General features: G+C 59.5%; 26 protein-coding genes and 1 tRNA gene. 12 read left to right on the top strand and 15 right to left on the bottom strand.

The features are described 5' to 3' along the window. The first annotated feature begins 96 nt into the window (after positions 1-96). The 4 genes from pgsA to ASD50_RS18140 all read left to right on the top strand — a co-directional run bounded on the left by pgsA (position 97) and on the right by ASD50_RS18140 (position 2,297). The gene (gene pgsA / locus ASD50_RS18155) at positions 97-693 is read left to right on the top strand and encodes a CDP-diacylglycerol--glycerol-3-phosphate 3-phosphatidyltransferase (RefSeq protein ID WP_056244207.1); all 597 of its coding nucleotides are present in this window, start codon (positions 97-99) and stop codon (positions 691-693) included. A gap of 4 nt (positions 694-697) precedes the next feature. Further along, positions 698-949: a molybdopterin converting factor subunit 1 gene (gene moaD / locus ASD50_RS18150; protein ID WP_056244204.1), complete on the top strand. Its 252-nt coding sequence runs from the start codon at positions 698-700 to the stop codon at positions 947-949. Further along, positions 946-1,422, top strand: coding sequence for a molybdenum cofactor biosynthesis protein MoaE (locus ASD50_RS18145; protein ID WP_056244202.1), 477 nt, complete (start codon positions 946-948; stop codon positions 1,420-1,422). Before moaD ends, ASD50_RS18145 begins: the two co-directional genes overlap by 4 nt. Positions 1,423-1,529: 107 nt before the next feature. Further along, positions 1,530-2,297 carry a YbaY family lipoprotein gene (locus tag ASD50_RS18140; RefSeq protein ID WP_056244200.1) on the top strand — a complete coding sequence of 256 codons (768 nt, stop codon included), beginning with the start codon at positions 1,530-1,532 and terminating at the stop codon, positions 2,295-2,297. Positions 2,298-2,354: 57 nt separating this feature from the next. Here the strand turns inward: ASD50_RS18140 and ASD50_RS18135 are convergent, their stop codons facing one another. Both ASD50_RS18135 and ASD50_RS18130 read right to left on the bottom strand, forming a co-directional pair. Further along, positions 2,355-2,594, bottom strand: coding sequence for a DUF2188 domain-containing protein (locus ASD50_RS18135; protein WP_056244197.1), 240 nt, complete (start codon positions 2,592-2,594; stop codon positions 2,355-2,357). A gap of 115 nt (positions 2,595-2,709) precedes the next feature. After that, positions 2,710-3,813 (bottom strand): NADH:flavin oxidoreductase/NADH oxidase, encoded by a 1,104-nt coding sequence (locus ASD50_RS18130; protein ID WP_056244195.1) that lies wholly within the window; start codon positions 3,811-3,813, stop codon positions 2,710-2,712. A gap of 173 nt (positions 3,814-3,986) precedes the next feature. On the opposite strand from ASD50_RS18130, the gene ASD50_RS18125 reads away from it, so the two are divergent. Then, positions 3,987-4,072 (top strand) — tRNA-Leu (locus ASD50_RS18125). 128 nt (positions 4,073-4,200) lie between these two features. Here ASD50_RS18125 and ASD50_RS23280 read toward each other — a convergent pair. From ASD50_RS23280 to ASD50_RS18090, 8 genes are all read right to left on the bottom strand, one after another. Then, a complete protein-coding gene (locus tag ASD50_RS23280; RefSeq protein ID WP_156465166.1) occupies positions 4,201-4,359 on the bottom strand; it encodes a hypothetical protein in 159 nt (52 codons plus the stop codon). A gap of 376 nt (positions 4,360-4,735) precedes the next feature. Continuing rightward, positions 4,736-6,244, bottom strand: coding sequence for a tripartite tricarboxylate transporter permease (locus ASD50_RS18120; protein ID WP_056244192.1), 1,509 nt, complete (start codon positions 6,242-6,244; stop codon positions 4,736-4,738). 10 nt (positions 6,245-6,254) lie between these two features. After that, entirely contained in the window at positions 6,255-6,716 is a 462-nt protein-coding gene (locus tag ASD50_RS18115; protein WP_056244189.1) for a tripartite tricarboxylate transporter TctB family protein, read from the bottom strand. 90 nt (positions 6,717-6,806) lie between these two features. Beyond that, positions 6,807-7,784 carry a tripartite tricarboxylate transporter substrate-binding protein gene (locus ASD50_RS18110; protein WP_056244186.1) on the bottom strand — a complete coding sequence of 326 codons (978 nt, stop codon included), beginning with the start codon at positions 7,782-7,784 and terminating at the stop codon, positions 6,807-6,809. A 213-nt stretch (positions 7,785-7,997) separates the two neighbouring features. Then, positions 7,998-9,353 carry a sigma-54-dependent transcriptional regulator gene (locus ASD50_RS18105; RefSeq protein ID WP_056244184.1) on the bottom strand — a complete coding sequence of 452 codons (1,356 nt, stop codon included), beginning with the start codon at positions 9,351-9,353 and terminating at the stop codon, positions 7,998-8,000. Then, positions 9,350-11,188: a sensor histidine kinase gene (locus ASD50_RS18100; protein ID WP_413813904.1), complete on the bottom strand. Its 1,839-nt coding sequence runs from the start codon at positions 11,186-11,188 to the stop codon at positions 9,350-9,352. The genes ASD50_RS18105 and ASD50_RS18100 overlap by 4 nt, the downstream gene beginning before the upstream one ends. A gap of 99 nt (positions 11,189-11,287) precedes the next feature. Continuing rightward, positions 11,288-12,451, bottom strand: a complete 1,164-nt coding sequence (locus ASD50_RS18095) for an alpha/beta hydrolase (RefSeq protein WP_056244178.1) — start codon at positions 12,449-12,451, stop codon at positions 11,288-11,290. 111 nt (positions 12,452-12,562) lie between these two features. Further along, positions 12,563-13,702, bottom strand: a complete 1,140-nt coding sequence (locus ASD50_RS18090) for an alpha/beta hydrolase (RefSeq protein WP_413813903.1) — start codon at positions 13,700-13,702, stop codon at positions 12,563-12,565. Between the two features lie 147 nt (positions 13,703-13,849). Here ASD50_RS18090 and ilvA point away from each other — a divergent pair, with 147 nt between their 5' ends. Both ilvA and ASD50_RS18080 read left to right on the top strand, forming a co-directional pair. After that, the gene (ilvA, locus tag ASD50_RS18085; RefSeq protein ID WP_056244175.1) at positions 13,850-15,106 is read left to right on the top strand and encodes a threonine ammonia-lyase IlvA; all 1,257 of its coding nucleotides are present in this window, start codon (positions 13,850-13,852) and stop codon (positions 15,104-15,106) included. Continuing rightward, complete coding sequence (locus ASD50_RS18080) at positions 15,103-15,654, top strand: DUF1697 domain-containing protein (protein WP_056244173.1); 552 nt, start codon at positions 15,103-15,105, stop codon at positions 15,652-15,654. The genes ilvA and ASD50_RS18080 overlap by 4 nt, the downstream gene beginning before the upstream one ends. A 10-nt stretch (positions 15,655-15,664) precedes the next feature. Here the strand turns inward: ASD50_RS18080 and ASD50_RS18075 are convergent, their stop codons facing one another. After that, a complete protein-coding gene (locus ASD50_RS18075; RefSeq protein ID WP_056244170.1) occupies positions 15,665-16,105 on the bottom strand; it encodes a VOC family protein in 441 nt (146 codons plus the stop codon). Between the two features lie 205 nt (positions 16,106-16,310). On the opposite strand from ASD50_RS18075, the gene ASD50_RS18070 reads away from it, so the two are divergent. Genes ASD50_RS18070 through ASD50_RS18060 form a run of 3 tightly spaced genes read left to right on the top strand, consistent with a single transcriptional unit; the run spans position 16,311 to position 18,256 of the window. Then, positions 16,311-16,907, top strand: a complete 597-nt coding sequence (locus ASD50_RS18070; protein ID WP_056244166.1) for a cold-shock protein — start codon at positions 16,311-16,313, stop codon at positions 16,905-16,907. A 23-nt stretch (positions 16,908-16,930) separates the two neighbouring features. Beyond that, the gene (locus ASD50_RS18065) at positions 16,931-17,467 is read left to right on the top strand and encodes a DUF192 domain-containing protein (RefSeq protein WP_056244162.1); all 537 of its coding nucleotides are present in this window, start codon (positions 16,931-16,933) and stop codon (positions 17,465-17,467) included. Positions 17,468-17,485: 18 nt separating this feature from the next. After that, a complete protein-coding gene (locus ASD50_RS18060) occupies positions 17,486-18,256 on the top strand; it encodes an alpha/beta fold hydrolase (RefSeq protein ID WP_056244159.1) in 771 nt (256 codons plus the stop codon). A gap of 21 nt (positions 18,257-18,277) precedes the next feature. Here the strand turns inward: ASD50_RS18060 and ASD50_RS18055 are convergent, their stop codons facing one another. Genes ASD50_RS18055 through ASD50_RS18045 form a run of 3 tightly spaced genes read right to left on the bottom strand, consistent with a single transcriptional unit; the run spans position 18,278 to position 19,838 of the window. Next, positions 18,278-18,889, bottom strand: a complete 612-nt coding sequence (locus ASD50_RS18055; protein WP_056244154.1) for a hypothetical protein — start codon at positions 18,887-18,889, stop codon at positions 18,278-18,280. Beyond that, positions 18,889-19,542: a hypothetical protein gene (locus ASD50_RS18050; RefSeq protein WP_056244151.1), complete on the bottom strand. Its 654-nt coding sequence runs from the start codon at positions 19,540-19,542 to the stop codon at positions 18,889-18,891. Before ASD50_RS18050 ends, ASD50_RS18055 begins: the two co-directional genes overlap by 1 nt. Then, positions 19,539-19,838, bottom strand: coding sequence for a DUF3572 domain-containing protein (locus tag ASD50_RS18045; RefSeq protein WP_056244766.1), 300 nt, complete (start codon positions 19,836-19,838; stop codon positions 19,539-19,541). The genes ASD50_RS18050 and ASD50_RS18045 overlap by 4 nt, the downstream gene beginning before the upstream one ends. Positions 19,839-20,094: 256 nt before the next feature. Between ASD50_RS18045 and ASD50_RS18040 the strand changes: the two genes are divergently transcribed. Next, on the top strand, positions 20,095-20,451 hold the full coding sequence (locus ASD50_RS18040; RefSeq protein WP_082549745.1) for a response regulator: 357 nt from the start codon (positions 20,095-20,097) through the stop codon (positions 20,449-20,451). Between the two features lie 34 nt (positions 20,452-20,485). Further along, entirely contained in the window at positions 20,486-21,859 is a 1,374-nt protein-coding gene (locus ASD50_RS18035) for a PleD family two-component system response regulator (protein ID WP_056244148.1), read from the top strand. A gap of 478 nt (positions 21,860-22,337) precedes the next feature. Here ASD50_RS18035 and groL read toward each other — a convergent pair whose 3' ends face one another. Beyond that, complete coding sequence (gene groL, locus ASD50_RS18030) at positions 22,338-23,987, bottom strand: chaperonin GroEL (protein WP_056244144.1); 1,650 nt, start codon at positions 23,985-23,987, stop codon at positions 22,338-22,340. Between the last annotated feature and the right edge of the window lie 43 nt (positions 23,988-24,030).

Genomic DNA, 24,030 nt, shown 5'->3' with positions numbered 1-24,030 from the left:
TGCGCCTCTTTCATAGGCCAGTCGGCTTTCGACAGTTGACCCCTGACACCGCCTTCTGATTTGAGTAGTCAGACGCAAAACAAGAGTCCGCACAACATGGCCAGACGCGCATTCAACCTGCCCAACATGCTGACTTACGCCCGCATCATTGCGGTGCCGCTGGTGGTCCTGTGCTTTTTCCTGGAAGGGCACCTGAAGTCGAGTGATTTCGCACGGTGGTCGGCGCTGGCAATTTTCCTGGCCGCCAGCATCACCGACTATTTCGACGGATATCTGGCGCGTGCCTGGCAGCAAACCTCGAACATCGGCCGGATGCTTGATCCCATTGCCGACAAGCTGCTCGTTTCCACCTGCCTGCTGCTGCTTGCAGCCGACACGGATTGGCGGGGCGGCATCGCCGGCTGGTCGCTGTGGGCAGCTATAATCATTCTGTGCCGTGAGATACTGGTTTCCGGATTGCGTGAATATCTCGCCGCGTTGAAGGTGAGTGTGCCGGTGACCAAGCTTGCCAAATGGAAGACCGCGATACAGATGGTGTCCATCGCCTTTCTGCTGGTCGGACCTGCAGGCGACAAGATTTTCCCATACACGACGCAAACCGGTCTTGTGCTTTTGTGGGTTGCGGCGCTGGTTACGCTTTATACCGGCTATGATTACTTCCGCGCAGGCTTGAAGCACATCGTCGACGAGTGATGCCATGAAGCTCATCTATTTTGCATGGGTACGCGAGCGGATCGGAAAGCCGCAGGAAGATGTGGACCTGCCGGGCGACGTAGAGACGGTTGCCGATCTGCTGCGGTGGCTGCGGTCTCTCGGCGAAGAGTATGAGAACGCATTGCAGTACCCTGATGTGATCCGCGTGGCCATCGATCAGGAGCATGTCGACCATCGCGAGAAACTCGGTGCTGCAAGGGAGATTGCGCTCTTTCCTCCAATGACGGGGGGATGAACAGCGTGGCAGATTTCAAGCCGGTCGTCCGCATTCAGGCGGAAGATTTTGATCTTGCTGCGGAAGTGGCGAAGCTGACGGCGGGCCGCACGGACATCGGTGCCATCGTCACTTTCTCGGGGTTGTGCCGGGATGAATCAGGCCGTCTTGCTGCCTTGGAACTCGAACATTACCCGGGCATGGCGCAAGCCGAAATCACCCGGATCGCAACCGAAGCATCTGAACGATGGCCCTTGCAGGGGCTTGCCGCGATCCATCGCTACGGCAAGATCTCCCCAGGCGACAACATCGTCCTTGTCGTTGCGGCTTCGACGCATCGTCAGGCAGCTTTCGAGGCGGCGAGCTTCGTAATGGACTTCCTCAAATCCAAAGCGCCGTTTTGGAAAAAGGAACATCAGGCTGATGGCTCTGAGGGTGGCTGGGTCGATGCCAAGGAGGCCGACGAGGACGCCCTTGCACGCTGGAAACGCTGACTGCAAGCTGGCACTACCCGAAGAATGCCTTGGGGCAGCCTTGGATTTTCCGCATTCGCCCGCTCTTTTGCACCCAGGTTTTTGGTGTTCGCAAATGAGGGCGGGATATGCTGGAAAAGCTTGCTGAATTGGTGATCTTCGGGCTGATGCCCCTTGTGGTCGGCATGATGATGACGCCGGATCATGCTGTGGCATCGGAAAAGATCATGAAGGGTGAAATCACGTACCGCGAGCGTATCGCGCTACCCTCCAATGCACAGGTTACGGTTCAGCTTGCCGATGTCTCGCTTGCGGACGCTCCGGCTGCGATTATTGGCGAACAGCAGATTTCCCCGGCGGGTCAGGTTCCGATTAAGTTCGAAATCAAGTTTGATCCGTCAGTCATTCAACCGAACATGACTTACGCGCTGCAGGCGCGCATCTCGGTCGACAACCAGCTTTGGTTCATTACGGATACCCGCCATCAGGTCGATCCGTTTGCAGATACTCCGCAGATCATCATGGTCCGCAAGGTATCAGGAGATGGCAGCGCCACCTCGGAAACGATCTTCGGCAAGGATTGGAAGGTGGATTTCATCGACGGCATCGACGTGTTGCCGGAGCCCCGCGCCACTTTTCGTATTGACGAAAGCGGTCGAATTGGGGGGAAGGGCCCTTGCAATGGCTATTTCGCCAACGCGAAGATCGATGGTTCGGAGATGACTATCGGGCAGGCGGGTGCGACGATGATGGCCTGCGCACCGGAACTCATGAAAGCTGAACAGGGCCTGTTCCAGGCGTTCACCAGGGTGGCGTCTTACAAGCTTGCCGGCAGCACGCTGACGATGGTCGACAAGGACGGCCACGACCTCTTGCGGCTCGTGCCGGCCGGTTGATCCGGCTCAAACGAAAAGCTGGCTGCAAGGATTCGACGACGGACCTCCCGGGTTCGTTCAATCCGAAATTTCGGTTTGCGGGCGATCACGGCCATCGGCCAGTTCGTCGTGCCAGTTGCCGTCGGCATCCTCGTACTGGATGCCATCTGATGAACCTGCGACCTGTTGTTCTGCGGAGGCGATCTCGGCGGCACGAAGAGCATCTTCGTGGGTGGGGAAGGTTTCCGAGTACGTTTCTCCTACCTTGTACGCCCAACCGCCGTCGTGCTCGACGATCTTGTAGATAAGCTTCGCCATTTCGATCCTCCGGACTGGGTGAAAAAGTCTCGACGTGTCTCCTGCCAAACGCAAACGGCGAACTGTTGGTTGCAACAGTAATCCAAATCGGACCAGAGGCGAAATGGCGTCCGGTTCAGCCGGACGCCTTCATCCAGTGCTGCATGGTCGTCACCGAGCGAGCCAACTGCGGTGCCGGATGGATTTCTTCGCCAAAAGTTGCGGCAGCGCGCCAGCCCCAGCGTGGATCGGCGAGAAATGCTCGAGCCAATGCGACCATGTCGGCGCAGCCTTCGGAAATGATGGTGCTGGCGAACTGGGGATCGGCAATCAGGCCGACAGCACGCGTTGGAATGTCGGCGCCCTTGCGGATCGCTTGGGCAAGATGCACCTGGTAACCCGGGCCTGTCGGCAGCTTCTGCAGCGGTGAGTTGCCGCCACTGGAGCAGCAGATATAGGCGACGCCCTCCGCCTTGAGCGCCCTGGCGACCTCGATCGCTTCATCGACGTCAAAGCCGCCATCCACCCATTCCTTTACCGATAGCCGCGCCCCCAGCATGAGGGAAGGGGCCGCCTTGCGCACCGCTTTTGCAATTTCCACGGCAAAGCGCATGCGGTTCTCGAGCGATCCACCCCAGCGGTCCGTACGCTGGTTAGAAAGCGGAGAAAGAAACTGGAAGATCAGGTAACCGTGCGCGCCATGCAGTTCGATGAAGTCGAAGCCTGCCCGTTCGGCCCGTTTGGCGGCATCGGCAAAGTGCCGGATCGTCTCGAGTATTTCGTCTTCCGTAAGCGCATGCGGCGTTTGCCAGCCATTGTCATAGGCTATCGCCGAGGCTGACACGACGGGCCAGGGATCCTCATGCGGCTGTAACGGACCGCCGCCTTCCCACGGGCGGCGGTTGGAGGCCTTGCGGCCGGCATGGGCGAGCTGGGTGCCGAAACGGGCGCCGGGCATGGCAACGCGCTTGGCCGCATCGAGCGCACGCTTGGCGGCCGCTTCGTTGGCGTCGGAATAAAGGCCGAGGCAGCCGTGGCTGATGCGTCCGCGCCGCTCGACATCGGTCATCTCGACGGTCACCATCCCGGCGCCCGACATGGCAAGGTTCATCCAGTGATGGAGATGCCAGTCGCTCGCCGACCCGTCATCGGCCGAATACTGGCACATCGGCGCAACCGCGATACGGTTGGGAAAAGTCAGATTGCCGAGCGTGATCGGCTGGAAAAGCGGGGTCGTCATGAAAAGCTCCGGATGCGCACTTTGCAATATCGTGGCGCAATGTAGTGGGCGACGGTGATGCCTGCCACCGACGGCGGGCTAAAACTGTTGGGCCACCCGGCAAAGGCCTGCCGGTCGATGGAACAAGAACGCGGGCTTGACGCACGGGGCGCCACCATTGAAAAGGACCGCAAGCGGACGTGGCGGAATTGGTAGACGCAAGGGACTTAAAATCCCTCGATCCATGATCGTACGGGTTCGACCCCCGTCGTCCGCACCACATTGAAAAACAGGGAAAACACAAGCGTCGACCTGTAGCGCGTGTCGTTCTACACGGTATCCGCGAAGGTCGGCGCTACAAGGCAGTCGCCCTTCGGCGGGCTCCCGACGACATCCTCCAGCGTCAGCTCAGTAGCCTTCGCGCGTCAGCGAAACGGCGACCAGCGTTGTCAGCATTATCGCAGACGCGATGAGTGCCGCACAGATCAACGTCTGAATGAACCCGACACTGAGGCCCGCGGCAATGAATGCGACCAGCGCCAGAACCAGGATCACCGCAACAGTCATTTCCATTCACCTTCGGTCATAGTCCGGTTTCCACTGAATTACATATCGCCGCTGCATTCAAGAAATCGGCCCGTAGTGCGGCAATGCGCCGCTTAAACAAGGACGTACGCGTCTGAAATTTAGGGTTCGCCCCGTCGCCCGCACAACATGGCCGATCCGTTGTTCGCGCGGTGGAGACGCAAGGCGGCCGGCACAAGACCCCTTGGCGTTAGCCCTATACCCCTTGCTCCGGCAAGCATGCCCTGCGCCCCCGCCACGGTTTTGTCAGAGTCTCTGGCCGGATGCCACAGAAATGCGACCTTAATCTTAGCCGCTAAGGTTAATATTACAGGAGCGACCTCGCCCCTCTACTGGAAATTGCGCGGCCTTTGCATCGTCAATCCTCCTCAACGAAGACTTCCTCGCGCTTCTTCTTGATGCTGGGCAGGAACACTATAACCAGCACGGCAAGCGATATTGCCAGCAGGATCGCACTGATAGGGCGTGTAACGAACGTCGTCGGATCACCGCGCGACAGGATCATGGCCCGACGCAGATTCTCCTCCAGCAATGGCCCGAGCACGAAACCGAGCAGCAAGGGCGCCGGTTCGCAGCGCAGCTTCAACAGAACGTAGCCGAGCAGCCCGAAGAACGCGACCGCATAGAGGTCGTACACGTTGGAGTTCACGCTGTAGACACCGATCGAGCAGAACGCCATGATGATGGGAAACAGCACGTAGTACGGGATCGTCAGGAGCTTCACCCACAGGCCGATCAGCGGCAGGTTGAGCACGATCAGCATCAGGTTGCCGATCCACATCGAGGCGATGATGCCCCAGAACAGGGCAGGCTGTTCCGTGGCCACATTGGGGCCGGGCACGATGCCCTGAATGATCATCGCGCCGATCATCAGCGCCATTACCGGATTGGCCGGAATGCCGAGCGTCAGCATCGGAATGAACGAGGTCTGCGCACCGGCATTGTTGGCCGACTCCGGGCCAGCGACACCTTCGACGGCCCCGCGACCGAATTCCTCGGGCGTTTTCGAGACACGCTTCTCGACCGTATAGGAGGCAAACGACGCCAGGATGGCGCCACCGCCCGGCAATATGCCGAGTGCCGAGCCGATCGCCGTGCCGCGCAGGATCGGACCGACCATGCGCCTTATGTCATCGCGCGAGGGTAGAAGTCTGCTGACCTTGGCCAGCAGCACGTCGCGGCCTTTTTCGTTTTCGAGATTGCGCAGGATTTCCGCGATGCCAAACACGCCGACCGCGACGGCCACGAAGTTCAACCCATCCGCATATTCGCGAATGCCAAGCGTAAAGCGCGGAGTCCCGGAATAGATGTCGGTGCCGACGAGGCCGAGCAACAGGCCGAGAACGACCATGCCCAGCGCCTTGATGATCGAGCCGTGCGCCAGCGCAATCGACGAGACGAGGCCGACGACCATCAGCGAGAAATATTCGGCGGCGCCGAATTGAAGCGCGATTGCCGTCAGTGGCGGCGCAAACAGGGCAACCAGGAAGGTCGAGACCGTTCCGGCAAAGAAGGAGCCTATGGCGGCGATTGCCAGCGCTGCACCTGCACGGCCCTTGCGGGCCATCTGGTAGCCGTCGATCGCCGTAACCGCCGACGAGGATTCGCCCGGCATGTTGATGAGGATGGCTGTCGTCGAGCCGCCATACTGGGCGCCGTAATAGATGCCCGAAAGCATGATGAGGGCGGATACAGGGTCGCCGATCTGGAACGTAATCGGCAACAGCATGGCAATGGTTGCGGTCGCGCCGATGCCGGGAAGCACGCCGATCAGGGTGCCGAGCAACACCCCGATCAGGCAGAACAGCAAGTTCCAGAGCGTCGATGCGGTTGCGAAACCCAGCGCTAGATTGTGAAACAGATCCATTGGCTTGTCCTCAGAATCTCGTCCACGGTCCAAACCGCTCGAATGGCAGTCCAAGAGCGTAGCTGAAGACAGCGACGGCAAAGACAGTGAGACCTGCTGAAAGCAGCAGCGCGGTCAGCGGTTTCATCTTCTGGCTTGCGAAACTGGCGATCAGGCTGGTGAGGAAGATCGAAGGTACGAAGCCCAGACCGCGCACGGTGAGCCCGAAGAAGATGGGAGCCGGCAGGATGAGGAACATGCCCCGCCAGGCGATATGCCCGATCGGTTCGCTTTCCTCCTTGATTGCGCTGATCAGCACAACGATGCCAAGCAGGACCAGCAGCAGCGCAAGGATGAATGGAAAATAGCCCGGGCCCATGCGGAATGCGGTGCCCAGGTCGAGATCGAGTGACTGGGCCGCGAAGAAGACGCCAAGGCCGATAAAGAAGGCGGCGCAAAGCCCGTTCGTCTTGTCGATGGAATAGGATTTCATGACGGTCCCCGTTCGCCATTCGTAGGAAAGGCTCAGAATTTCAGGGATGGGCGAGGGGAGGCTCGATGGAGCCTCCCGCTCTTTCGGCTATCAGTCCGCGTACTGACCCGCAGCCTCGATCACCGGCTTCCAGCGGTTGATTTCGCTTTCCACTTTCGCCTTGAGACCCGCCGGCGTGGCGTCTTCCTGCGAGGAGGGTGCGGTGCCCAGTTCGGCAAACCGCGCAGTCACGTTCTCATCCTTCAGGGCCACCTGCAGCGACTTGGAGAGACGGTCCACGATTTCCGCGGACGTGCCCTTCGGCGCATAGAGGCCATGCCAAATGGAGACTTCCATGCCGTCGACACCGGCTTCCTTGGTCGTCGGCACGTCAGGCAGAACGGCGAGCCGCTCCGGCGTCGTAACGGCATAAGCCTTGATGGTTCCGGCCTTGATCTGCTTGGTCGTGTTGGTGGTCTGGTCACACATGATGTCGACCTGTCCGCCGAGCAGATCGGTCATCGCCGGTCCGGTCCCCTTGTAAGGCACCGTAACCAGAGGCGTGTCGATGGCGCTCATGAACAGCATGCCGCAGAGGTGGGAAGCGGCACCGATGCCGGCGTTTGCAACCGTCACGGTATCCTTGTTGGCTTTTGCGTACTCGACCAACGCCTTGAAGTCGGTCGGTTCGAGGTCCTTGCGTGTAACGATCGTCATCGGCACTTCGGTAACGAGGCCAACATATTCGAAGGCGTTCAGCGTGTCGTATGGCAGCTTGCGGTATAGCGTGGCGCTTGTTGCCATGCCGATGTGGTGAAGCAGCAGCGTATAGCCATCCGGTTCGGACTGGGCCACGCGCGCGGCACCGAGCGTGCCGCCGGCGCCGCCGACGTTTTCCACCAGGACCTGCTGGCCAAGGTCTTTCGACATCGCTTCGGCGACGAGGCGGGTGACGGTGTCGGTTGGTCCGCCGGCAGAGAAGGGGACAACAATTGTGATAGGCCGCTCGGGATAAGTTTGGGCTCCAGCAAACGTCGTGCTGAGCGAAAGGGCGGCAACCGCGCCAAGCGCGGCAAAGAGCTTCTTCATCTAGATCCTCCCGGGACTTCCATTTGCCATCCGGTGCAAACCTCCTGCATCCATGATGGTTGGTCACATAAGCAAAGCTCATTCGGCTTCCGGCAAACCGAAACAGGCGGCAAATCGGTATTTGCCGCTAGTTGTTGGTGGAGATGGGTAGGAAAAGTGACATTGGCGGAAAATGCATGTGTGGGAATCCACACACGTTCGCACCTTGGCCAATCACTGCGGTGGAAGATCGAAATCGGGCAGGCTCTTGTCGAGGCCGTAGCGGCGCATCTTGTCGTAAAGTGTCTTCCGCGAAATCCCCAGTGATTGATAGACCGCTTTCAGGCTGCCCTTGTGGGTAAGCAACGCCCCGGAGATCACGCTCTTTTCGAAGTCGGCCACCTGGTCTGCAAGCCATGAACCCGGAGATGCCGGCGTGGTTTCTTCCCCTGCTTTCAGGTCGAGGCCGAGAACATACCGGTCGGCCGCATTGCGCAACTCGCGCACATTTCCCGGCCACTCACGGCGGGAAATATCGGCGATCACGTGCGGTGGCACATCGATCTCGTTGATACGGTAGCGTGCTGCGGCTTCGCGCACGAGTTGGAGGAAGAGCAGCGGGATATCCTCGCGCCTTGCCGTTAGAGAGGGCAGGCGCAAGGTGACGACGTTCAGCCGATAAAGCAGGTCCGCGCGAAACCGGCCCGCAGCAACCTCCGGCTCCAGGTCTGTCTTGCTGGTGGCGATGAACCGGACATCCAGAGGAACAGGCTCGTTGGAACCCAGCCGCGTGATCACGCGCTCCTGGATAACGCGCAGCAGTTTGATCTGGAGATCGTCAGGCATCATGCCGATCTCATCCAGCAGTATGGTGCCGCCGCGAGCGTGTTCGAATTTGCCGTAGCGGGCGCGGATGGCGCCGGGGAAAGCGCCGGCCTCGTGCCCGAACAACTCGCTTTCGATCAGATTGGCGGGAAGCGCCGCGCAGTTTATCGCCACGAACGGCTTGCCCGCGCGCGAACTGATGTCGTGCAGCGCGCGAGCCGTAACCTCCTTGCCGGTTCCCGTGTCACCGACAATGAGCACGTCGGCATCTGTGGCCGCGACCGCGCGGAGACGGTAGCGGAGATCAACCATCGCAGGGGTGCGGCCCGGCAGCCGCCCTTCGATATCGTCCCTCTTTCCGGCTACCGCGCGCAGGAGCCGGTTTTCGAGCACAAGGCTTCGCCAGTCGAGCGCACGCCTGACGACCGCGGCAAGATTCTGTGTGGTAAAGGGCTTCTCGATGAAGTCGTAGGCGCCTTCCCGCATCGCCTTCACGGCCAGTTGGACGTCGCCATGACCCGTAACGATAATGACGGGAATGTCGGGGTCGATTTCATGGATGCGGGTCATGAAGGTCATGCCATCCATGCCGGGCATTCGAATGTCGGTGACGACAACGCCGTTGAAGCCCGGATTGACCAGATCGAGCGCGCGTTCGGCACTAGCCAGATCGCGCACGGCGAAACCTGCCAGATCAAGCGATTGTGCGGTTGATCGGCGAAGCTCGTCTTCGTCATCCACCAAAAGGACTTGCGGTTGCGTCATTCCGCTGCCTCGGAGGCAACGGCTTTCATGGCCGTCAGCTGGATACGGAACACAGCTCCACCCCCGGCGTGATTCTGCACAGAAAGGTTTCCACCGAAATCCTTGATAATATTATAGGAAATCGACAAGCCAAGGCCGAGGCCCTTGCCGACGCCCTTGGTGGAAAAGAACGGATCGAAAATTCGCGAAGATATCGCCTCTGGAACACCTGACCCATGATCGCGAACAATGATCTCGATGCACGCGTCGGCCTGCCGCGCTGTCAGCTCGATTGTGCGGTTCTCCAAGCCCTCAACCGCGTCGGCTGCATTGGACAGGATGTTGACGAGCACCTGTTGAAGACGGACGCTGCCGGCCCGTACGATGAGCGGCTCCGTGCCCAGGTCGATCCTGACGTCCGCATCAGCCGCCTTGAGCCGCCATGCCACGATTTCCAGCGTATCGCGAACGACTTCATCGAGCTCGACTGGCCCCAGTCGCTCATTGGGTTTGCGGGCGAAATTTCGCAAATGCCGGCTTATCGAAGCCATGCGGTCCGTCAGCGCGAGGATGCGGGCGACATTGTCGCGTGCCTCACCAGTTCGCTTGCGGTCGATCAGGATCGCGGCGTTGTCGGCGTATGTCTTCACCGCGGCGAGCGGCTGGTTGAACTCGTGCGACAGCGCTGCCGACATCTGGCCAAGGGCGGCAAGTTTTCCGGCCTGGATCAGGTCCGCTTGTGTCTGGCGAAGTTGCACTTCCGTGGCGCGCCGCTCCGCAACCTCAAGCTCGAGCTGGCTGTTTACCGAAGCGAGGTCGGCGGTTCGCTCCTCCACACGATGTTCGAGCTCTTCCCGCGCGGTCCGCTGCATTTCCATGCGTTCGGCCAGGCGCGCACGGCGTTGCAGCACGACCGCGCCCAGCAGGCCGGCAAGACCGAGCAGGAGCAGGGCGGCCAGAACGCTGGTCATTGCCTGGGAGCGCGCGGAACTCGTGTCGAGGAGCACACTGACGGTCCACCCGGCTTCCGGCATCGGCTCTTCGACGACAAGGTATTCCCGTTCCGATTTGTCTGCCATGAGGTTCATCATTCGATGCACGCCCTGGAGACCGGCACGCACCGGCAATTCGCGCAATGTCGCGTTGGCGTAGCGGCGGGACGCCGCCGTCCTGTCCAGCCGTTCCCTGGTGAGCGGCAGAAGGCCCGCATACAGCCATTCCGGGCGGCCCGACATGAATATGATGCCTTCCGGATCGGTAACGACGATTTCGTATTCGTCCGACTTCCACGACGCCTCGATTGGCTCGATATCCACCTTGAACACGACGACGCCACGAATTTGGCCGCCGACATGGACCGGCGAGGAAAAATAGTAGCCGCGCTTGAGCGACGTCGTCCCAAGCGCGAAGAAGCGGCCCTGCTTGCCCTCGGCGGCATCCTGGTAGTAGGGCCGGTAGCTGAAGTTCTGGCCAACGAAACTTAGCGGCGCGTCGTAGTTGCTGGCTGCGATCGTATCGCCGCCAATCAGCATCACATAGATGTCGGACGACTTCAGGAGCTGGTTGATTTCCTTGAGATATGCGTTGGCGCGGATGCGTAGCGACGCATTGTCGGGATCGGCAACCAACGCCACTATGTCATCGTGATCCGCGATCAGGGCCGGCAACGGTTCGAAGCGGCTCATATGACCTGTCAACGCCGCAACGGCCAGCCGCAGCGTCGTCTCGCCGCGCGTCGCGGCCTGGTCGAGGTAAGCGCGCGTGGCAAAGACGTTGCCGAACACGGCGACTGCCGTGGCGACTACTGCAAACCCAAGCACGAGCAGCATTGCGCGCGGTTTTGAAACTGGCCTCATGACTTCTACCATCGGGAAGTCCGACCCCGACCATCCTCGTTTGAAACGTACTATACCGGGGCAGGGCCTGCGCACAATCAGCGCAAGTAGGGACCATGGCTAGTTGCCCTCTACGACCACGTTCAACACCTTGAATGGCGTGGTTATGATGATATCGGCAACGGAACCAACGGCTTGGCCGATGCCTCGGCCAAGATTGCTGGCGGGCTGTTCGAAGTCGTTTTCGGCCGAAGCCAGCCCGGCCGGCGTCTGCAGCCTGTTCCCGAGCAGTTGCACCAGTATCGGATTGTCCGCGAACTTGGCATGATTCAGGCTGTTGCCCGATTTCGCCTTCGTCAGGTCGACGACGACTACCCCATAGCTCGCCAGATCCGCCGCATCCCCGTAGTCGCCCACGCGTGGCTTATCGCCGGAAATCAGGCTGGATAACTTAAGGGCCTTGTCATCGTCGGAGAGAAGGATAGCGAACGGCTTGTCCGGCTTGCCGTAGCGGATCATCTGCTTCTTGAAGACATCGACATCGATATCGGGTGAGGCGAGAATGACATAGCCAAGCTTGTCGCCGAGATCCCTGTCGCCGGTTATCGCCAACTGCCGCAAGGCCTCCATCGTCACCCACGTTCCCATTGAATGGGCAATGATGTCGATGGTTTTTGCCTTCGTCCTGGCAAGCATGCGCAAGGTTGCTTCGAGGTCGTCGCGGGCGGCGTTCGCGCTCTCCTTGTCGTAGATGTAGCCAGTCGTCTTGCCGCTGGACGCCCAGGAAAACAGCACCGGCGTACCAGAATAGTTGGTGTCCTGCGCTATCTGCGTGATGCGGTAGATGCCGTCGTCAAAGCCATTGTTGAAGCCGTGTACGAAGACGAGTACGCGATCGCCGCGGCGCTGGATGTCGGCGCCAACTGCCTGGGTAAACTGGGGTGCGCCGTCATACACGGTAACGCTATGCGCGGTGAAATGCTTGGCCGGATCGGGCGAAGCAGAGCCCTTTACCCGCTCGATATTTCCAACCTTGTGGATTTTGGGAACGGTGATTTCGACGCTGGCGAAGGTAGTCGTCAGCGAACGATCGCCGTCGAACACCTGTCGCGGTTCCTTCGTTGCCTTGCGGCGTGTCGTGGCAACGAAGATTTCATGGGTGGCGGCGATCTCGCCGGAGGGAGTAGTCGTCGTCGTCTTGCCGAGGAGGTCGTGCGAGTGCGATCCGACGCAACCGGCGACGGACAAGGCAATGAGCAGGATGGGCAATGCCTTTAGGCGCACGGTACGTCGCTCCCTGGTCGCGGCGCGCGTGCTCAGCGCGTTGCAAACCGAATAACGGCAGAACCGATCCCGGTCCAGATCAAAGTGTTCGCCCGGCCCGAGGGGAGGCCCCTAGAGCAGGCCAGCCTGAACCTGTTGGCTTAGCTGGTTGATGCGGTCGGTCACGTCGCGATCGCTGGCAAACCCGTCGTCTTCGCGAAGCCGCTGGCCGAGCATCTTAACGAGCACGGGATTATCGGCAAACTTGGTGTGGTTGAAGCTGTCGGTCGCCTTGGCCTTGGAAAGGTCGATCACCGTTACCCCGTAGTCGGCGAGGTCGGCGGCATTCTTGTAGTCGCCGACACGCGGACGCGATCCGGCAAGGATGCCGGACAAACGCAGCGCCCGGTCATCTTCGGACAGGAGCAGGATGAACGGCTTGTCCGGCTTGCCGTAGCGCCGCATCTGGCTCTTGAACACGTCGACATCAATGTCGGGTGAAGCCAGCACAACGTCCCCAAGCTTGCCGCTGAGGTCGCGGTCGCCGGTGATGGCCAGTTGGCGCAAGGTTTCCATGGTTACCCAGGTGCCCATCGAGTGAGCGACGATGTCGATGCGCCGCGCACCGGATTGGGCGAGCAGCCGCAGCGTCACCTCGAGCTGGTCACGGGCCGCGCTGGCGCTTTCCTTGTCGTAGACGTAGCTGGTGGTCGAACCGCCGGAAGCCCAGGAAAACAGCACTGGGGTCCCCGGGTAGCCGGAATCATGGGTAATTTGCGTCAGGCGATAGACGGCTGCGTCGAAACTGGTGTTGTAGCCATGGACGAACACCATGACGCGGCCGCCACGTGCAGCGATATCGGCATTGAGCGCAGCCGAAAATTCAGGAGCGGTGTCGTAGCCGATTGCTTCCGAGGCCATGAAATACTTCGAGGGATCGTCAGACTTGCCGCGCTTGCGCCGCTCTATCTGCCCAACTTCGTGGACCTTCGGCACAGTGACATTCACGCGTGCATAATTCAGCGTAGCCGAACGCTCACCGTCGAACACCTGGCTCGGGTCGCTCGCACGCTTGCGGGTCGTCGCAATGAAGATCGAATGATTGCCGGATATATCGGCGACCGATGCCGTGACCATGGCGCTGCCAAGAATTTGCTGCGGCTGGCGACCGGCGCAGCCGGCAACGAGAAGCGAGAGAACGAGGGCGATGATGGTCTTGAAAGGCACGGCAAATTCCAGTTCGGCGACGGGCTTGGGCGATGTAGATCGCACCAGACAATGCCTCACCACTTGGAGAGTGCGGCGGAAGTAAGTCGAGTTGCCTTGAAACTGCACCGGGAGAGTTAGAGGACTGCCCTGGTGTTGCGCAAATGCCAAAATGGCGGCAGGAACGGTGCACCACCAATCGGGACCCAAACCATGACCAGTTTCGCCGACAGGGTTGCCACAGCAGCGACGGCCATACGCGGGATTTTTCCCGAAACGCCATTGCAACAGAATGACTACCTGTCGCGCAAGTTCGGTGCGCGCATCCTGCTGAAGCGGGAAGATCTTACCCCGGTGCGTTCCTATAAAATCCGGGGCGCTTTCAATTTCTTCCGCAAGACGCTTGGCGCAGGCAACAAGGCGGAACTGTTTGTCTGTGCATCTGCCGGCAACCATGCGCAAGGGTTCGCCTTTGTCTGCCGCCATTTTGGTCGAAAGGGCGTGGTTTTCATGCCGGTGACGACACCGCAGCAGAAGATCGACAAGACCCGGCTGTTCGGCGGCGATTTCGTTGAAATCCGGCTGGTTGGGGATTTCTTCGACGATTGCTACCGTGCCGCTCTCGATTTCACCGAAAGCGCCGGCGCCCATATGGTGCCGCCCTTCGACCACTGTGACATCATCGAGGGACAGGCAACCGTTGCCCACGAGATCGTGGCGCAGATGGCCGGCGCCAAGGAAGCTGATATTGTTGCGCTGCCGGTCGGCGGTGGCGGCCTTGCAGCCGGTATTACCCATTATTTCAAAGATTTGGATCGACATCCTCGATTCGTTTTTTGCGAACCGGCAGGTGCGCCAAGCCTCAGGAGCAGCCTGGATGAAGGCAAGCGCATCAAGCTTTCGAAGGTCGACAATTTTGTCGACGGCGCGGCTGTCGCCGAGATTGGCCGCGAGAATTTCCGCCTGCTCAAGGATTTCCCCGCCGACACGATACGGTTGGTGCCAGAAAACAGGCTGTGTGCAACGATGATCGAGATGCTGAACGTGGAGGGCGTAGTGCTGGAGCCGGCTGGTGCGCTGGCCATCGATGCGCTGAAGGATTTTCCAAAAAAGGAAATCAAGGGCAAGACGATCGTCGCCGTTATCTCCGGCGGCAATTTCGATTTTGAACGACTGCCGGACGTCAAGGAACGAGCGCTGCGGTTTGAAGGATTGAAGAAATACTTCATCATTCGCTTTCCGCAACGTCCCGGAGCATTGAGGGATTTTCTTGAAATGCTCGGCCCGGAAGACGACATCGCACGTTTCGAATATCTGAAGAAATCAGCCAGGAATTTCGGGTCGGTGCTGATCGGCATTGAAACCAAGGATCGGCGAAACTTCGACCTGCTCGAAGCAAAATTCGATGTCGAGGGCGTGCAGTATCAGGACATAACCGACAACGAGACGCTGGCGGCCTTCATAATATGAGCGGCAAGTCGACGCGCAACGTCTTCATCGTGCTGTTCCGCGGCGTTGGCGGGGCGACGCAACTGCCGACGGCACCGCTGAGAAAGGCGCTGGCTGAGGCCGGATTTGGCGATGTTTCGACGTACATCAACAGCGGCAATGCCATGCTCTCCTCGACACTGACGCCCAAGCAAACACAGGCGGAGATAGCTACAATCGTTGCGCGCGAATTTGGCTTCGAAAAGGACATCATGCTGGTCGAGCGCGGCGACTGGAAACGCATCCTGAAGGGAAATCCTTTCCCCGATGCTGTTGATCGTCCCACCACGTTGCACGTGTTCATTCTGGCCAAGAAGCCCGAACCGGCTGCGATCGATGCCTTGCTCGCCCGCGCTGTCGGTGGGGAACGCTTGGTGGTTCGTGACAAGGTTCTCTATCTGCACGTGCCCGAAAGCTTCAGCGCCTCCAAGCTGCCGCCAGTCATGGACCGTATTCTCGGCACGGTTTCCACCGCACGCAACTGGCGCACGATGGAGGCGTTAGGGAAAATGGCTGAAGAGATCGGCTAGGTATCGCGTCTCACCAGGTTCCGGTATTGGCCATCGAGGCCCACGGCTCTGCCTTGGACTTGGCAGGCCCCTTTTGCAAAAGCTCTATCGAGATGCCGTCCGGCGACTTGATGAATGCCATGTTGCCGTCGCGGGGCGGGCGGTTGATGGTGACGCCTTTGTCGAGCAACTGTTGGCATGTTGCGTAAATGTCATCGACTTCATAGGCAAGATGGCCGAAATTGCGACCGCCTTTGTATTCCTCCGGGTCCCAATTGTAGGTAAGCTCTATGAGTGGCGCCCGGCTGTTTGTACCGGCTGTCTCGTCAGCCGAGGCGGCAAGGAAAATCAGCGTATAGCGCCCTTGTTCGCTCTCGAAGCGGCGTACTTCCTTAAGGCCGAGCTTGTTGCAGAAAAAGTCGAGCGAGGCGTCGATGTCAGTGATACGGATCATGGTGTGCAGATAACGCATTTGGTTCTCCTTGCGGGTCGTCCAGCATAGGCAGTGCGTCCGCCTGCTGCAATCTGAACGGTCGGGAGCAAAGCGAGCGGAAATGCGGGGATGATCGGATGAGCCGTGAAAAAAGGCACGTCAGGTCTTGCGCACTATCGAAGTGGCAATGTTATTCTTCTGCCAAGAATCAGTAGCGGTGTTTTCGGCAAGAGGGGGCATTCTTATGGGGGAAAAGGCCTCTTTCGCGGGGCGGGATGACATCCTTGGCGATGCCGCCAAGCGCGACGAGAGCGTTGATTCCGTTGACCTCGTTGAGGTTTCGGGCGCGATCAAGTGGTTTGACGTTGCAAAGGGCTACGGTTTTATCCTGCCCGACGATGGCGCGTCCGGCGATATCCTTCTCCACGTGACCTGCCTCAGGCGGGACGGCTTCCAGACTGCTCTTGAGGGCTCCCGGGTGGTTTGCCTTGTGAAGCAGGGGGAGCGCGGCCTGCAGGCGTTCCGCGTCCTGTCCATGGATATTACGACGGCTGTTCATCCGGCTGAGATGCAAGAGCAGCGCACCCATGTCGCGGTGACGCCCGAAAGCGGTCTCGAGCGAGCCTTGGTCAAGTGGTTCAACCGTACCAAGGGCTTTGGATTTTTGACGCGCGGCGAGGGCACGGAAGATATTTTCGTGCACATGGAAACCCTGCGCCGCTATGGCGTGACTGAGCTGAGGCCCGGACAGGTTGTCCTGGTGCGCTTCGGTCGCGGTGACAAAGGCCTTATGGCCGCCGAAATTCATCCCGATATGGGTACCTTGCCGGTCTCTCACTAGAGAACCGGGCCGAGGACCGATTGATGACAACGATGCGCTGGTCAATGTCCGGCAAAGCTGTGTCGGTATGCGCTGCCATGCTGATCGCCCTGTTTTTCCTGTTTACGCAACAACCTAGCACAGCCGACGGGCGAGCGATGGCGCTTCCCGTCGATCCTGTTTCGCTTGTGGCGGCAACTGCGAATGGAGAGCGGCTGTTCACCGTCGAGGTGGCCGATGAACCGGGGGAACGGGCGGCAGGCTTGATGTTTCGCGAAGCCATGCCTGATGATCGCGGCATGCTTTTCGTGTTCGAGGAAACGCGCCAACTCGCATTCTGGATGAAGAATACTCCGATGCCGCTCGACCTGCTCTTCATCGGGCCAGACGGCAAGGTAAAGGCCATACTGCCGGGAGAACCTTACTCGGAGGTCGCCATATCGCCCGGCGAGCCGGTGCGTTATGTGCTTGAGCTCAAGGCCGGCACCGCAGCAAAACAGGGTATTTCTAACGGCGTTCTGATAAAACACCCCAGGATAGTGGATGTGCCGACGCCGAGCGAAGCACCGACCCAAAATTGATGCCGACGGAATATTTCGATGCAGTTCTTCAATCATGACGGTTTCGATTTCGCATTTCTCGATCGCCAGCCGGCGAAGGGGAAGGGCGATGCGATCCTGCTCATCCACGGATTTGCGTCGAGCCACTATGTAAACTGGGTTTCGCCCGGTTGGTTCAAGACGCTCAATGACGCAGGATATCGCGCAATTGCCCTAGACAATCGCGGCCATGGCTCATCATCGAAAAGCTATGAAGAAGCCGACTACACGCCTGACAAAATGGCCTCCGATGCGGCAGCGCTGCTTGAACATCTGAAAATCGAGCGCGCACATGTGATGGGCTATTCGATGGGCGCGCGCATCTCGGCATTTCTCGCTCTTGCGGAACCGGAAAAGGTAGCGACGTTGGTGTTCGGTGGACTCGGCATCGGCATAGTAGATGGTGTGGGCGAATGGGACTCAATTGCCGCTGCCCTTTTGGCCGACGATCCATCGAAAACCACACATCCGCGCGGGCGCTCGTTCCGCGCATTTGCCGACCAGACCCGCAGCGACCGGCGCGCCTTGGCTGCCTGCATCACGACGTCGCGTGAACTGCTGACCGAGGACCAGGTTGCGCGCATCACCCAGCCGACATTGATTGCGGTCGGCACCAAGGACGATATCGGCGGTTCTCCAGAGGAACTGGCCGCCTTGATGCCGCGTGCAACGGCGTTTCATATCGAAGGCCGCGACCATATGCTTGCGGTTGGAGACAAGAGCTTCAAGCAGCGCGTGTTGGAATTCTACGCCGAAAATCCGCTGGAATAGATTTAAACAAAAGCTTGGAATTCAAAGATTTATCTTCTCAAGCGCGGCTAGGGAACGGCGGATGTTTTCGCGTGCCTGCGCCTCGAACCGGTCCCGAAACTCTTCACTCAGATAGATAAACGGCCGATCCAGGAAAGAGCGCAGGACAGCGCTTCGCCCGGCAATCCATGCGGCCTCTGGCACCCAGGTATATTCTTTCCGGACCGCAGCCTCGTAGCCGTCAAACACATCCGGTGCAGCGCCCAGTATGGACATATCCATATCGAGAAAAAGTTCGGCATCGCGCACAGCGCCCGCGCTTTCGAGCTTTGGCAACTCATGTTTTGCGGTCGCAAGGATCATTGTCGCAACTCGCTCCAGGCGCGCCGGCCCCAATCTGCCTGCAAGGCGACGCCGGGCGAGGTCGGCACTTCGTTCCTCGTTGTCTTTTGCGGTGCTGTCGTAGATTGCATCGTGAAACCAGATCGCGGCTTCCACGGCTTGCGGATCTGACAACAGGGGCCGGTGTTCTTCGGCCAGCGCCAGTAGCGCCTCGATGTGTGCGATGCCGTGGTAGTGGCGGTTCCCATCTCGATAAAGACCGGTCAACTCTCGCTTCAGGTTTGCATCGAGCGGTGGGGAACCCTGTGCCATCACAGGCCCAGCACTCTGGCGATTTTGGGCGCTGCGTCGTGCCAGTCCTGCACGACGGTAATGTCGCCCGGCAGCGGCGGCAGGAATTCGCGCAGGCTGTTGTCTGCCATCAGATGGAAGAGATGAGCATCTGCCACGGATTCCCGCGCTGAGACTAGGTTTGGCGGCTGGTCGTCGACAAAGGCAATCGGGCGACCGCGCGGGCCGCGCAGCTTGGCCACGGCAGGCCCCTTGGCCATCTCGGTGGTGAGAAGCGGGTAGGGCAGACCGAGTGCGTCAAGATGCGCGCGGCGCGTGGCGCGATGCCGGTGCGGCATTGCCGTCAGGAGGACAATCTCGGCCTGGCCGGCAAAGCTCGACAAGGTTTCGGCAGCGCCGTCGGTGATGCCTTGCCATGCGGCCTGGGCCTCGAAAAATTCATCGAGAAGTGACCAGACCTCGGTTTGGTCGACAAGCCGTCCGCTCGCCCGCTCTGCAATGTTGCCGGTGAGGCGGAAGGAGGAAAAGGTCAGCCCGAAGCCGCGTTCTTCGAGGAAAATCGGAAATGGGCGGATGAATTCCAGGACGACATCGTCGACGTCCAGAATGAGCAAGGGCCTGTCATCGGAAGCCAGTTCTTCGATCTGGCGTGCTGTCTCGGGATCATCGCTCATGTCGAACTTTCATATCTGTCGTCGCCTGCCGGCAGGTGTTTTTGCGCTGCGCCGACCGAAGCAGGTGGAATTCCGGTTTGCTCTGCAAACCGCAGCAGCGTCGGTTCGTGTGCCAGAACGAACTGCAATACGCCGGCTAGAAAACCGGGTTCGGCAGCCGCGCGCCTTATCGAGGACGCCTCGATGCCGGTGATGGCAAGGAAACGCGGCAGAAGTTCGGGGTCAGCGGCAATGAAGCCCAGTGCCTTGATGGCAACGGCTTCCGCTTCCTGACGTATTGACGCGTTGTCTGGCATCGTTACCTTTCCCATGGTCGGGATTGGGATTCTTGAGTCTCCCGGCAAGTAGTCGCATCTGCCGCCCGCGGCAAGTTGCAGCAAGAAGCAAATCAGCGGCCAGCCGGATGCGGATGTTTTTCGAACGGTTGATTTCCGTTTCGTCAATCATCTTGCGGTAGTGTAGCGGCGGGTTTGGTGCGTTCCGGCTGAGCGCATGGCGGTTGCTGTTTTTACGGACAGCGTCCGGGACGGGAAGTCGATGCCGAAAAAAGTTATGATCGTCGAAGACAACGAGCTCAATATGAAGCTCTTTCGCGACCTCATCGAGGCCAGCGGGTACGAGACCGTGCGCACACGCAACGGTCTTGAGGCGCTGGAACTGGCGCGCACCCATCGGCCTGACCTTATCCTGATGGACATTCAGTTGCCTGAGGTTTCCGGACTGGAAGTAACCAAATGGCTGAAGGAAGACGATGACCTTCATGTCATCCCGGTCATTGCCGTGACCGCGTTCGCCATGAAAGGCGACGAAGAGCGCATTCGTCAGGGAGGGTGCGAGGCTTACATCTCCAAGCCTATCTCCGTGCCGCGTTTCATCGAGACCATCAAATCCTATCTGGGCGACGCCTGATGATTGCATGTTTCATACGCGAAGGGCGCTTCAGATGACTGCCCGAATTCTTGTGGTTGACGATATTCCGGCAAACGTAAAGCTGCTCGAGGTTCGCCTCCTCGCCGAGTATTTCGAAGTCTTGAAGGCAAGCTCCGGGCCTGAGGCAATCGAAACCTGCGAAACGAGCAAGATCGACGTCATTCTTCTCGACGTCATGATGCCGGACATGGACGGCTTCGAAGTTTGCCGTCGCCTGAAGAGCGATCCTGCCACATCCCATATCCCGATCGTCATGATCACGGCGCTCGACCAAGTGACCGATAGGGTGCGGGGATTGGAAGCGGGGGCCGACGATTTCCTGACCAAGCCCGTCAACGACCTGCAATTGATGACCCGGGTCAAGAGCCTGGTCAGGCTCAAGATGCTGACCGATGAACTGCGTCTCCGGGCGGCAACCACGCGCAATATCGGGATCGAGGAACTGCTCGGGCGCAACTTCCCTTCGCAGGAAGAATCCCCGAAGGTGCTTCTGGTAGACGAGCGCCAGAATTCTTTCGAACGTATCCAGGCGATGCTCCGCGGCTCCGTCGATCTCGATGTGGCAACTGATCCGCATGCCGGTTTCTTCCAGGCGGCGGACTCCAATTACGAATGCGTTATGATTTCGACCGGCTTTGCCGACTTCGATCCGTTGCGACTTTGCTCGCAGTTGCGCTCGCTCGATAGAACCCGTTTCCTGCCAATTATCCTTGTCGCCGATGCCGGTGAGGAAGACAGGGTCATTCGTGGCCTGGAGCTTGGCATCAACGACTATCTTGTCAGGCCTATCGACCCACATGAACTGACGGCGCGGCTGCGCACTCAGGTTCGCCGCAAGCGCTATAACGACCAGCTACGCGCCAGCGTTACGCAGACTATCGAAATGGCGGTGACTGATCCGCTAACCGGCCTGCACAACAGGCGCTACCTGGATAGCCACCTGCAGACATTGTTCGACCGTGCCGTTGCGCGGCGGCGGCCGCTTTCCGTCATGATCACCGATCTCGACCGCTTCAAGTCGGTCAATGACACCTATGGTCACGATGGCGGCGACGACGTGTTGAAGGAGTTCGCTCGTCGCTTGCGCCAGAACGTACGCGGTATCGATCTTGCGTGTCGCTTCGGAGGCGAGGAGTTCGTCATCGTCATGCCCGACACGGATGGTCCCGTCGCCGAGAAGGTAGCCGAGCGGATACGTGCGGAGGTTGCCCATCTGCCTTTTTCGGTGGGCAAGGATGGAAAGTCGATCAACGTGACAGTGAGTGTCGGCGTTTCGTCGATCCTGAAAGGCGCGGATAGCGTCGAGGCTCTGATGAAGCGCGCGGATCTGGCGCTTTACGAAGCCAAGAGCGGCGGTCGCAATCGTGTGGTTGCAAAGGCAGCTTAAAGACTTAAGCCAAGTCAACCGACAGATTTAGCTCGTCAATTCGGAATGGTTATGAATTTACCTTAATCCAAGCGACCCTGGAAGCTTGGTTAAGAAACTGTTGATTTTCCTAAGCTCTTGCGCAACTGTCGATGCCATTGGGAAGACTGCTCCGAGGCGAGGTAAATTCCGGAGCTGTTCAAAGAATACCCCATGATGCTCAGGTCCGCCGCATCTCCTGGGTCCGTGGGGTCGGCCGGCCGGCGCTGGCACATAGTGGCCTCCTCGTACCGCTGCCAACCGCCGACCGGCCCCCTGCATCATTTCCAGAAAGTAGGAATAGCTGGCCCCAAGCCTTCGCGGGCCTGATGCCAGCCTGCATGTATCCAGGTGTTGGCGGCTTACCAAAGTGGCCATTTGACATCGGCGGGTCATAAAAAAACTCAAGCCCGCCGAAGCGGGCTTGAGCTTAACAATCTTGGCTAATGGAGCGGACTTCTTAGAAGTCCATACCGCCCATGCCACCCATGCCGCCGGGCATACCGCCAGGCATGCCGCCGGCAGCTTCCTTCTTCGGCGCATCAGCAATCATGGCCTCGGTCGTGACCAGCAGGCCAGCTACCGAAGCAGCGTCCTGGAGGGCCGTGCGCACGACCTTGACCGGGTCGACGATGCCGAGTGCGATCAGATCGCCGTACTCGTCCTTGGCTGCGTTGTAGCCGAAGGTCGCGCCCTTGTTCTCAAGGATCTTGCCGACAACGATCGAGGCTTCCGCACCGGCGTTGGCCGCGATCTGGCGGGCAGGGGCCTGCAGGGCGCGGCGAACGATGGCGATGCCAGCAGCCTGGTCGGCGTTGGCGCCGGTGGCCTTGATCGCGGAAGAAGCGCGCAGAAGAGCAACGCCACCACCGGGGACAATGCCCTCTTCAACCGCAGCGCGGGTCGCATTGAGCGCATCGTCAACGCGGTCCTTCTTCTCCTTGACTTCCACTTCGGTCGAGCCGCCGACGCGGACCACAGCAACGCCACCGGCGAGCTTGGCCAGACGCTCCTGCAGCTTCTCCTTGTCGTAGTCGGAAGTGGTTTCCTCGATCTGCTGCTTGATCTGCGCAACGCGACCCTGGATCTCGCCCTTCTTGCCGGCGCCGTCGACGATTGTGGTGTTCTCCTTGGAGATCGACACCTTCTTGGCGCGGCCGAGCATGTTCAGGCCGACGTTCTCGAGCTTGATGCCGAGATCTTCGGAGATGACCTGGCCACCGGTCAGGATGGCGATGTCTTCCAGCATGGCCTTGCGGCGATCGCCGAAACCAGGAGCCTTGACGGCAGCGATCTTCAGGCCGCCGCGCAGCTTGTTGACGACCAGCGTGGCAAGAGCCTCGCCTTCGACGTCCTCGGAGATGATGACGAGCGGCTTGGAGGTCTGCACAACGGCTTCGAGCACAGGCAGCATTGCCTGCAGGTTCGAGAGCTTCTTTTCGTGCAGGAGGATGTAGGCGTCTTCGAGTTCAGCAACCATCTTGTCGGGGTTGGTGACGAAGTAGGGCGACAGGTAGCCGCGATCGAACTGCATGCCTTCGACAACTTCGAGTTCAGTGTCAGCAGTCTTGGCTTCCTCGACGGTGATGACGCCTTCGTTGCCAACCTTCTGCATGGCCTTGGCAATCATTTCGCCGATTTCGGTCTCGCCATTGGCAGAGATCGTGCCGACCTGAGCAACTTCCTCGGAGGTCTTGATCTTCTTGGCCTTCTTGACCAGCTCGACCACGACTTCGGACACGGCGAGGTCGATACCGCGCTTCAGGTCCATCGGGTTCATGCCGGCTGCAACTGCCTTGTGGCCTTCCTGAACGATTGCCTGGGCCAGAACCGTAGCAGTCGTGGTGCCGTCACCGGCCTTGTCGTTGGTCTTGGAAGCGACTTCGCGAACGAGCTGGGCGCCCATGTTCTCGAACTTGTCTTCCAGTTCGATTTCCTTGGCGACGGAAACGCCGTCCTTGGTGATGCGCGGAGCGCCGAAGGACTTGTCGATGACGACGTTGCGGCCCTTGGGACCGAGGGTGACCTTCACCGCGTCGGCGAGGATGTTGACACCGCGCAGCATGCGCTCGCGGGCGTCACGGGAGAATTTTACGTCTTTAGCAGCCATGTCTTACTCCTGGGCTTTGCGCCCGAAATTCTGATTGCCAGTT

It is taken from the genome of Mesorhizobium sp. Root552 (genome assembly GCF_001427285.1).
Classification (GTDB): domain Bacteria; phylum Pseudomonadota; class Alphaproteobacteria; order Rhizobiales; family Rhizobiaceae; genus Mesorhizobium.
This window is presented reverse-complemented; position numbering and strand designations above follow the sequence as displayed.

Bases quoted from the DNA above. Each gene is read 5' to 3' on its own strand.
- pgsA (WP_056244207.1), top strand. From the start codon at position 97: ATGGCCAGACGCGCATTCAACCTGCCCAACATGCTGACTTACGCCCGC.
- moaD (WP_056244204.1), top strand. From the start codon at position 698: ATGAAGCTCATCTATTTTGCATGGGTACGCGAGCGGATCGGAAAGCCG.
- ASD50_RS18145 (WP_056244202.1), top strand. From the start codon at position 946: ATGAACAGCGTGGCAGATTTCAAGCCGGTCGTCCGCATTCAGGCGGAA.
- ASD50_RS18140 (WP_056244200.1), top strand. From the start codon at position 1,530: ATGCTGGAAAAGCTTGCTGAATTGGTGATCTTCGGGCTGATGCCCCTT.
- ASD50_RS18135 (WP_056244197.1), bottom strand. From the start codon at position 2,594: ATGGCGAAGCTTATCTACAAGATCGTCGAGCACGACGGCGGTTGGGCG.
- ASD50_RS18130 (WP_056244195.1), bottom strand. From the start codon at position 3,813: ATGACGACCCCGCTTTTCCAGCCGATCACGCTCGGCAATCTGACTTTT.
- ASD50_RS23280 (WP_156465166.1), bottom strand. From the start codon at position 4,359: ATGACTGTTGCGGTGATCCTGGTTCTGGCGCTGGTCGCATTCATTGCC.
- ASD50_RS18120 (WP_056244192.1), bottom strand. From the start codon at position 6,244: ATGGATCTGTTTCACAATCTAGCGCTGGGTTTCGCAACCGCATCGACG.
- ASD50_RS18115 (WP_056244189.1), bottom strand. From the start codon at position 6,716: ATGAAATCCTATTCCATCGACAAGACGAACGGGCTTTGCGCCGCCTTC.
- ASD50_RS18110 (WP_056244186.1), bottom strand. From the start codon at position 7,784: ATGAAGAAGCTCTTTGCCGCGCTTGGCGCGGTTGCCGCCCTTTCGCTC.
- ASD50_RS18105 (WP_056244184.1), bottom strand. From the start codon at position 9,353: ATGACGCAACCGCAAGTCCTTTTGGTGGATGACGAAGACGAGCTTCGC.
- ASD50_RS18100 (WP_413813904.1), bottom strand. From the start codon at position 11,188: ATGAGGCCAGTTTCAAAACCGCGCGCAATGCTGCTCGTGCTTGGGTTT.
- ilvA (WP_056244175.1), top strand. From the start codon at position 13,850: ATGACCAGTTTCGCCGACAGGGTTGCCACAGCAGCGACGGCCATACGC.
- ASD50_RS18080 (WP_056244173.1), top strand. From the start codon at position 15,103: ATGAGCGGCAAGTCGACGCGCAACGTCTTCATCGTGCTGTTCCGCGGC.
- ASD50_RS18075 (WP_056244170.1), bottom strand. From the start codon at position 16,105: ATGCGTTATCTGCACACCATGATCCGTATCACTGACATCGACGCCTCG.
- ASD50_RS18070 (WP_056244166.1), top strand. From the start codon at position 16,311: ATGGGGGAAAAGGCCTCTTTCGCGGGGCGGGATGACATCCTTGGCGAT.
- ASD50_RS18065 (WP_056244162.1), top strand. From the start codon at position 16,931: ATGACAACGATGCGCTGGTCAATGTCCGGCAAAGCTGTGTCGGTATGC.
- ASD50_RS18060 (WP_056244159.1), top strand. From the start codon at position 17,486: ATGCAGTTCTTCAATCATGACGGTTTCGATTTCGCATTTCTCGATCGC.
- ASD50_RS18055 (WP_056244154.1), bottom strand. From the start codon at position 18,889: ATGGCACAGGGTTCCCCACCGCTCGATGCAAACCTGAAGCGAGAGTTG.
- ASD50_RS18050 (WP_056244151.1), bottom strand. From the start codon at position 19,542: ATGAGCGATGATCCCGAGACAGCACGCCAGATCGAAGAACTGGCTTCC.
- ASD50_RS18045 (WP_056244766.1), bottom strand. From the start codon at position 19,838: ATGCCAGACAACGCGTCAATACGTCAGGAAGCGGAAGCCGTTGCCATC.
- ASD50_RS18040 (WP_082549745.1), top strand. From the start codon at position 20,095: ATGATCGTCGAAGACAACGAGCTCAATATGAAGCTCTTTCGCGACCTC.
- ASD50_RS18035 (WP_056244148.1), top strand. From the start codon at position 20,486: ATGACTGCCCGAATTCTTGTGGTTGACGATATTCCGGCAAACGTAAAG.
- groL (WP_056244144.1), bottom strand. From the start codon at position 23,987: ATGGCTGCTAAAGACGTAAAATTCTCCCGTGACGCCCGCGAGCGCATG.